The organism is Paenibacillus sp. CMAA1364, assembly GCF_054373195.1.
Map to the genome: position 1 here is coordinate 1 of NZ_JBITNB010000058.1, position 1,357 is coordinate 1,357.

Consider the following 1,357-nt stretch of genomic DNA (forward strand, 5'->3'; position numbering starts at 1 on the left):
GGGTCTGTCAAATCTTTTGTGTAAACTCTTTTAATAAGTCATCTCCCCGAGGGGAGGAAAAAATCACTTCACATACTGCCCAACACGTTCTGGAAATAAAATGGAGAACTCAAGTAGCATTTGACTCCAATTTTGGACTCGTCCCGTCCATTTACGCATGACATCCATTGTGGCGAGATAGAGCATTTTGAGCAAGGATTCGTCCGTAGGGAAAATACTCTTGCCTTTCGTTACTTTCCGTAGCTGGCGGTTGTAACTTTCGATCATATTCGTCGTATAAATTAGCTTCCGAATGGCTGGTGAATACTTGAAAAAGGTAGAAAGTTCATGCCAGTTATCACGCCAGGATTTAACGATATGAGGATATTTATCCCCCCACGTCTTCTCAAACAAGTCCAGTTCTACCAAGGCTGCAGCTTCATTCACTGCCTTATAGATTGGCTTTAAATCGGCCGTTACCTTCTTAAGGTCTTTGTAGGATACAAATCGAATAGAATTTCGGATCTGATGAACGATACATTTTTGGACTTCTGTTTTTGGATAACAGGCTTCAATAGCCTGCGTGAATCCGTTTAAGTTGTCCACACAAATAATTAGGATATCCTCCACGCCACGGATCTTTAGATCGTTGAGTACGCCTAACCAGAATTTTGCGGATTCGTTTTCTCCAATCCACATACCGAGTACGTCCTTACCACCGTCCATATCTATGCCTATAACCATGTAGGCCGCCTTCTTGATAATATGCCCATCCTGTCTTACTTTGAAGTGAATGGCATCTAGAAACACAACAGCATACATGTCTTGCAAAGGACGGTTCTGCCATTCATGTATTAAAGGCATAATTTTATTCGTCACGTTTGAGATCAGGGTTGGCGAGACTTCAATGCCATACAACTGTTCCAAATGATCCTGGATATCTCGTGTAGATACACCTTTGGCGTAGAGGGCGATAATCTGATCTTCAATACCCGTCACGTTGGATTGGTGTTTCTTTACCACCAGCGGCTCGAACTCACCTTGCCGATCCCGAGGGATTTCAATTTCCTGCTCACCATATTCACTCCGAACTGTCTTTTTACTTTTTCCATTGCGACTGTTCGCGTTAGGCTTTTCCTTTGTTTCATGCTTGCTATATCCTAAATGCGTGTCCATTTCAGCTACTAGCATTTCCTGTATTGTTTCAGCAAAGAGCTCTTTCAGTGCATTCTGGGCATCCATTGCCGATACCAATTTGTTTTCTTTAATAAATTGTCTGAGCTGTTCTTTTGTCCATAATCCCATGTTTGCTCCCCAACCTTCCCTATATATCTATTTTAATAGATTTGGGAGTTTACACAATCTATTTTACACACTC

Annotated in this window: 1 protein-coding gene; it reads right to left on the reverse strand. The window is 41.9% G+C overall.

The features are described 5' to 3' along the window. Positions 1 to 63: 63 nt before the first annotated feature. Complete coding sequence (locus tag ACH8E3_RS16620; protein ID WP_458633761.1) at positions 64 to 1,284, reverse strand: IS256 family transposase; 1,221 nt, start codon at positions 1,282 to 1,284, stop codon at positions 64 to 66. Between the last annotated feature and the right edge of the window lie 73 nt (positions 1,285 to 1,357).